Source organism: Mesorhizobium sp. M7A.F.Ca.AU.002.02.1.1, assembly GCF_003998535.1.
Taxonomy (GTDB): domain Bacteria; phylum Pseudomonadota; class Alphaproteobacteria; order Rhizobiales; family Rhizobiaceae; genus Mesorhizobium; species Mesorhizobium ciceri.
The window spans coordinates 1-6,600 of sequence record NZ_RZPB01000325.1; the positions used below are offsets into that span (position 1 = coordinate 1).

Here is a 6,600-nt window from a genome sequence, read left to right on the forward strand (position 1 = left end):
GTCTCGAATTTCCGGATCTGCGACCGGTGCTTCTTGCGTTTGCGTTTGCCACTGGCGCGAGAAAGCAGCGCATCGAAGCCGCCGGCGAGATCGACGGCCAGCGACAGATTGGGGCTGGAAAAATGGTCAAGCGATGCGAGCGGATTGGCGACGCCGTCGAGATCGGGCAGCAACCGCTCGAGCGCGACCAGATCGATGTCCGGGCGTGCCTCGGCGATGGCCGCCAGCACCGATCGGAGGGCCGGCATATCCACCTTGGCCAGCCAGTTCGGGTCCGCGGCGACGAAGTTGCCGTTGGCGTGGCGCCCACCCATGAAGCGGGCGATCCGGAACGGCCCCTTCGAGGCAACCTCCAGCGCCAGCGAAAAAACCGGTTTGCCCTCGGCACTCAGCGTCGCGACGAGCAGGTCCGGTCGTGTCTCGGCCGCCCAGTTCAGGATCCAGGCAGCACTCTGCGCCGGACCAAACAGAGCCGAGCGGCAGAACTCGGCATAGGCCGCCAGTCCGTCCGTGGACGCCACCGAGATCGACAGGCCGGCACGGTCCCGTGGCAAGGCGCGCGACGATGCCTCGGTTGCCGCAAGCCGATTGCCGTCAAATGACGCAGTTGCGTCAACCATACCTCAATCCTTAGGGCGTATTGGTCGCGATTTGGGGGTTCGCATAGGCGCATTCCGTGCTTGGATCAGCCTAGGCGCAAAAGGTGAATGAATGATCGACGGCGGGGAGGCAATCCGGAAACTGGCGCTGAACGTCGCCCGCTATACCGGCCTTGCACCGCTGGCCAAGCCGTTCATCGGCGGCATTGGCGCCATCCTGATGCTGCACCGTGTTACCGCGACGCCGGAAAAGCCGGACGGCGTCAACCGGCATCTGAATATCGCGCCCGGGTTCCTCGATGCCATGATCGCCGACATGAAGGCGCATGGCTATGCCTTCGTCTCCATGGACGAAGCCGTCGAGCGCATCAAGGCGGGCGGCAAAGGCGGTCAGTTTGCCACGATCACCGCCGACGATGCCTATCGCGACAATATGGTCGAGGCGCTGCCGGTGCTGGAGAAGCACGGCGCGCCGATCACCATCTATGTCGCGCCCGGGCTGATCAACGGCACAGCCGACCTGTGGTGGGACGTTGTCGAGGACATCGTCAACGCGCGCGATACCTTGACGCTGACGCGGCCGAAGGGTCCGCTGACGATCGATTGCTCGACCCCCGCGAAGAAGCTGCAGGCCAATGCACGCCTGCACGCCTATCTCACCTCCGAAATCCGCGAGAAGGACCTGCAGGCGGTGTTGCGCGATCTGGCTCGCGCAAATGGCATCGACGCCGACGGTCCGCGCCTGCGCACATTGATGAACTGGGACGAAATCCGCCGCATCGCCGCGCATCCGCTGGTGACGATCGGCGCCCATACGATCAACCACAGCAATCTGAAGCGGCTCTCCGAAGCCGATGCCCGGCACGAGATCGGCGCCGTGCGCGCCATGTTGCTGGCCGAACTGGGCGAAGAGCCCCGCCATTTCGCTTACCCCTATGGCTATGCGAGTGCCGTAGGCTGTCGCGAAGTCGGCTTTGCCCGTGACGCAGGCTACACCTCTGCCGTGACGACGCGCCACGGCGTGCTGCGCGCCGAACATGCCGGGTTCCTGCAGGCTTTGCCGCGGATTTCCGTCAACGGCCGCTATCAGAGCCTCGCCCATATTCGCACCATGCTGTCGGGCGTGACGACGCCGCTCGCCAATGCCGGCAAGATGGTCGTCACCATCTGACGCTGGCGGTTTCGCCTAGCGCTTGGCCCTCGGCTCCAGCATCAGCCATTTGATGATGCCCATTGCCGGCAGCACCCAGACCAGGCCGCTGAGCAGGAAGAACAGGAAATGCACCCACGGACCCGACTCCGACAGCCGGGCGACCGCGAAGATCGATGCGACCAGCGCATAGATGATGACCAGCGCCACCAGCAGAAACATTCCGATCAGCTTTTTCAGGCGCAGGGGCATGGTTGGTCTCCTGATCGAGCATGCCGGAATTTGCACAGGCGGCCTGGCAGGCTCAAGGGGTAACGGCCTCGCATAGGCCTTGAGGCGAGACTGCGCAACCGGTGAGACGCGGCGCGACGGCGTGCCGCGCCGGATGGTCTTGCCAGCACGGGTGCGATGGTCCACCAATCCGCCAAATCAACCTGCCGGGACAAGATCATGGCTGCCATATCAGCTGCCGCGCCATACGTCGCCCGCGACCGCGACCTGCATAACCGGGCGCTGCTGCGCGCCTGGCTCTATGTGGTGCTTCTGGTGCTGTTTGCGCTGGTGCTGGTCGGCGGCGCCACCAGGCTCACCGATTCCGGCCTGTCGATTACGCAGTGGAAGCCGATCCATGGCGTGATCCCGCCGCTCAACGATGCCGAGTGGCAAGAGGAATTCCAGCTCTACCAGCAGATCCCGCAATATGCCGAGCTCAACAAGGGCATGGGCATCGAAGCGTTCAAATCGATCTTCTGGTGGGAATGGGCGCATCGCATCCTGGCGCGCAGCGTCGGCCTGGTCTTCGCCTTGCCGCTGCTGTTTTTCTGGGCAACGCGCCGCATCGAGCGCGGCCTGGGTCGGAAACTCGTGGGCATTCTGCTGCTTGGCGGCCTGCAAGGCGCCATCGGCTGGTGGATGGTGGCCTCTGGCCTGGTCGACCGGGTCTCCGTCAGCCAGTACCGCCTGGCGACCCACCTGACCCTTGCCGCACTGATCTTCACCGCCACCATGGTGGTCGCGCGCGGGTTGGCGCCGCATTCCGAGCCTGCCGCCGATAGGTCGACGCAGAGGCTGGCCGGCTTCATCGTGCTGCTGGCGCTGATCCAGATCTATCTCGGCGGCCTGGTCGCCGGGCTCGATGCGGGTCTGAGCTACAACACCTGGCCGCTGATGGACGGCAAGATCATTCCCGGCGATCTGCTGATCCTCGAGCCGGCATGGCGCAACTTCTTCGAGAGCCCGAAGACGGTGCAGTTCGTCCATCGGCTTGGCGCTTACACGGTATTCGTCGTGGCCTTGTGGCACATGATCGCCACGCGCCGGCGGCTGCCAGGCTCGACGCATGCGCGCCGCGCGACGCTGCTGTTTCTACTGGTGCTGGTGCAGGCCTCGATCGGCGTCGGCACGCTGCTCATGCATGTGCCGTTGCATATGGCGCTGACCCATCAGGGATTTGCGCTGATCGTGCTGGGCTTTGCAGCAGCCCATTGGCGCGGCACCAAGGGCGCCTATCCCTTGCCGACGGGAATAGCGCTCAGGGGCTGATCCCGAGCCGATCTACTGGGTCGGATCAGAAGCTTGCCCGCACCGCCCGGATCGCCTTGACGATCGACAATTCGCGATTCTCCTCGACCGCATTGTCGTCCTCGTGATGCCAGGACGCCGACAGGCATCCATAGGCAATGGCATGATCGAGGATAGCGGTCGGTGTCTGGCTCAGTGTTCTGGCAAAGATCTCGGCCATATCAGCGATCCGCTTCGGATCGAGGCAGAGATCGTCCCGGTCGAGCGGGTTGTAGAACATGTTCGCCGCGTCGAAGCCGGGATCGCCGAGCACGCCCTTCGGATCGATCGCCAGCCAGCCGCGCGGCCCGTGCAGGATGTTTTCGTGATGCAGATCGCCATGCAGGGGCCTGGTCGTGCGGATCGGCCAGCAGCCGCTCGGCGATGACGGCTGCCTCGACATAGAGGCTGTCAAGGCCGGCGTCGCGATCGGTATTCGCCTTGTCGAACAGGCTGGCGAAGCGTTCCCGGAGCGGCTGAAGCTCGGGCGGGTAGGGGGCTTTCCCCCGTGAAAACAGTTTTGCCATCAGCTCCGCCGCGATTGCGGTCGCGGCAAAGTCGCCCTGTTCGTCGAGAACCTGCTGCAGCAGGGTTTCACCGGCATATTCGAGCAGCATGCTGTGGCCGTCGCGGCCGAGCAGACGCACCGCGCCTTCGCCGCGCCGCCAGGCGAGATAGTGCTCTCCGCGCAACTCGTCGGCGACGTCATCGAAAGGCTTCAGCGCCTTGACGATCGCCGGCGATCCGTCTTCGCGCAAAACCTTCCAGATGCGGCTCGAAAAGGTCTCGGCAACGAGTTCGGGCGCGCTGACTTTCCAGCGCGCCGGAAAGGCTGGCGTGTCCATCAGAGGCCGAGCATCAGATCCATGTTCTGGACGGCGGCACCCGAGGCGCCCTTGCCGAGATTGTCGTAGACCGCCAGCAGCAGGGCCTGCGCCCGTTTGTCGTTGGCGAAGACATAGACCTTCATCCGGTTGGTGCCGTTGTAGATCTCCGGATCGATCTCCGGCATGCGCTCCGAATGCGCATAGGGCGCCACCTCGACCACACCGCCCTTGATGGCGGCGAAATGGTCGGCAATCGCCGCATGCAGCTCCGCACCGGTCGGCACATGGTCGAGGCCGCCGAGTTGCAATGGCACCACGGTGATCATGCCTTGCGCGAAATTGCCGACCGCCGGCTGCATGATCGGATCATGCGACAGCCTTGCATAGGCCCTCAATTCCGGCACGTGCTTGTGCTGCAGGGTGAGGCCGTAAGGCAGGAATTCCGAGGCGTCCTCGCCCTTGGCGACGTAGTCCTCGATCATCGGCCGTCCGCCGCCGGAATAGCCCGAAATGCCGTTGACGGTGATCGGAAAATCGGCCGGCAGCAGGCCTGCTGTGACCAGCGGCCGCAGCGTCGCGATCGGTCCCTGCGGCCAGCAGCCTGGGTTGGCGACGCGCTTTGCCGAGGCAATCGCCTTTGCCTGGTCCTTGTCCATCTCGGCGAAACCATACGCCCAGCCCTCCGCCACGCGATGCGCGGTCGACGCATCGATGACCCTGGTGGTGTCGTTGGCGATCAGCGAGACGCTTTCCTTCGCCGCGTCGTCGGGCAGGCACAGGATAGCGACATCGGCGGCATTGAGGAACTCGGCACGTGCCGCCGTTTCCTTGCGACGCTCGGTGGGGATGGAAATGATCTCCAGATCACCGCGCTCGGCAAGCAGCGCCCTGATCTGCAGGCCGGTGGTGCCGTGTTCGCCGTCGATGAAGATTTTCGGTTTCATGGGTTGTTCAAATTCCCTGAGTTTTCAAGACTATATGCCCTGACCCTGAATCACTGCGGCACCATTGTGATTGCCGTTGTTCAGCTCTTCAAGCCGGGCTTTCCGTTCAGCAAGCAGACCGAGATATTGCATGGCCACCATCGAGCCGGCGATTGCCGTTATATCGGCGTGATCATAGGCCGGCGCAACCTCTACGACATCGGCGCCGACAATATCGATCTGGTTGAGCTGGCGCAGAGTCGACAGGATCTTGGCCGAGGACGGGCCGCCGGCAACCGGCGTGCCTGTGCCGGGCGCATAGGCCGGATCGAGGCAGTCGATGTCGAAGGTGAGATAGGTCTTCTTGCCGCCGGTGCGGTCGACAATGGCGTAGGCAATGTCGGACGCCCGCATCTCCTCGATTTCATGGCCATGGAGGATCTTGATGCCGAACGTGTCGGGCGCATGGGTGCGGATGCCGATCTGGATCGACCGGTCGGGATCGATGATGCCTTCCTTGACGGCGCGACCGACGAAGGAGCCGTGGTCGATGCGCTTGCCGTCGTCCGGCCAGGTGTCCTGGTGGGCGTCGAACTGCACCAAAGCGAGCGGACCATGGATGGCGGCATGCGCCTTGAGCAGTGGCCAGGTGACGAAATGATCGCCGCCGAGCGTCAACAGGAAGGCGCCTGATTTGAGGATCTTCGCCGCTTCGCGCTCGATCGTGCCGGGCGTCTTCTGATGGTTGCCCGAATCGAGCAGGCAATCGCCATAGTCGACGACCGCCAGATGCTCGAACAGATCGCGTGAAAAGGGATATTGCGGGTCGTTGTCGAGGATCGCCGAGGCACGGCGGATCGCCTGCGGCCCGAAGCGGGCGCCAGGCCGGTTGGTGACGGCGGCATCGAAGGGAATACCCCACACCACCGCATCCGCGCCCTTCACGTCCTTGGTGTATTTGCGCCGCATGAACGACAGCGCGCCGGAATAGGTCGGCTCGAACGCGGCGCCCGTTTTGGAACGGGCGGTGAAGGCGTTGTCGATGGTGTGGTTCGCCATTACGGATCCTCGTTTTTCATCGGGTTGCAACAACTACAGAACCGGCACGGAAGATGCCAGTCATAGCTTGGCGAGACGGAATGGCGCTGCCCGAGTGCCACGGCAAGACAGGATTGTATCATCATGACGCAGACCGCGTTTCTCAACCCCACCCGTGCCGCGGCGTCGACCCACACCGGCACGGTCGCCGGCGAACGCTTCCTGGTCCTCGATTCGTGGCGCGGCATCTGCGCGCTTCTGGTGGCGCTGTTTCACTTTCCTACCGGTTCGACGATTTCGCAAAGCGCCTTCATCGGTTCGTCCTACCTGTTCGTCGATTTCTTCTTCGTCCTTTCCGGCTTCGTCATCGCCAGCAGCTACGGCGATCGGCTCAACCAACCGGGACAGGTCGCGCGTTTCGCCCTGGTCCGTTTCGGCCGCATCTACCCGCTGCATCTGCTCATGCTTGCCGCCTTCGCCGGTTTCGAGCTGCTGCGGCTGAT

Annotated in this window: 6 protein-coding genes and 2 pseudogenes; 3 read left to right on the plus strand and 5 right to left on the minus strand. The window is 63.7% G+C overall.

Translation table 11 applies throughout. The annotated features are described in order from the left end of the window. A pseudogene (locus EN879_RS19705) lies at nt 1-620 on the minus strand (GNAT family N-acetyltransferase); the annotation flags it as partial. 91 nt (nt 621-711) lie between these two features. Between EN879_RS19705 and EN879_RS19710 the strand changes: the two are divergent. After that, nucleotides 712-1,770, plus strand: coding sequence for a polysaccharide deacetylase family protein (locus EN879_RS19710; protein ID WP_063167778.1), 1,059 nt, complete (start codon nt 712-714; stop codon nt 1,768-1,770). A 15-nt stretch (nt 1,771-1,785) separates the two neighbouring features. On the opposite strand, the gene EN879_RS19715 is transcribed toward EN879_RS19710, so the two are convergent. Continuing rightward, on the minus strand, nt 1,786-2,001 hold the full coding sequence (locus tag EN879_RS19715) for a DUF2842 domain-containing protein (protein ID WP_063167779.1): 216 nt from the start codon (nt 1,999-2,001) through the stop codon (nt 1,786-1,788). Nucleotides 2,002-2,199: 198 nt separating this feature from the next. Between EN879_RS19715 and EN879_RS19720 the strand changes: the two genes are divergently transcribed. Then, the gene (locus EN879_RS19720) at nt 2,200-3,291 is read left to right on the plus strand and encodes a COX15/CtaA family protein (protein WP_082826667.1); all 1,092 of its coding nucleotides are present in this window, start codon (nt 2,200-2,202) and stop codon (nt 3,289-3,291) included. A 25-nt stretch (nt 3,292-3,316) separates the two neighbouring features. Here EN879_RS19720 and EN879_RS19725 read toward each other — a convergent pair. The 3 genes and pseudogenes from EN879_RS19725 to speB form a co-directional block, all read right to left on the minus strand. Beyond that, nucleotides 3,317-4,157: pseudogene (locus EN879_RS19725) on the minus strand (aminoglycoside phosphotransferase family protein). Further along, nucleotides 4,154-5,080 (minus strand): N-acetyl-gamma-glutamyl-phosphate reductase, encoded by a 927-nt coding sequence (argC, locus tag EN879_RS19730; RefSeq protein WP_013532212.1) that lies wholly within the window; start codon nt 5,078-5,080, stop codon nt 4,154-4,156. Before argC ends, EN879_RS19725 begins: the two are co-directional and overlap by 4 nt. A 30-nt stretch (nt 5,081-5,110) precedes the next feature. Next, nucleotides 5,111-6,118 (minus strand): agmatinase, encoded by a 1,008-nt coding sequence (speB, locus tag EN879_RS19735; RefSeq protein WP_013532211.1) that lies wholly within the window; start codon nt 6,116-6,118, stop codon nt 5,111-5,113. 123 nt (nt 6,119-6,241) lie between these two features. Between speB and EN879_RS19740 the strand changes: the two genes are divergently transcribed. Next, nucleotides 6,242-6,600: acyltransferase (locus EN879_RS19740; RefSeq protein WP_164774475.1), on the plus strand; the 359-nt coding region annotated here is incomplete at its 3' end.

Excerpts from the sequence above, each read along its gene's own strand:
- EN879_RS19710 (WP_063167778.1), top strand. The coding sequence starts at position 712 with ATGATCGACGGCGGGGAGGCAATCCGGAAACTGGCGCTGAACGTCGCC.
- EN879_RS19715 (WP_063167779.1), bottom strand. The coding sequence starts at position 2,001 with ATGCCCCTGCGCCTGAAAAAGCTGATCGGAATGTTTCTGCTGGTGGCG.
- EN879_RS19720 (WP_082826667.1), top strand. The coding sequence starts at position 2,200 with ATGGCTGCCATATCAGCTGCCGCGCCATACGTCGCCCGCGACCGCGAC.
- argC (WP_013532212.1), bottom strand. The coding sequence starts at position 5,080 with ATGAAACCGAAAATCTTCATCGACGGCGAACACGGCACCACCGGCCTG.
- speB (WP_013532211.1), bottom strand. The coding sequence starts at position 6,118 with ATGGCGAACCACACCATCGACAACGCCTTCACCGCCCGTTCCAAAACG.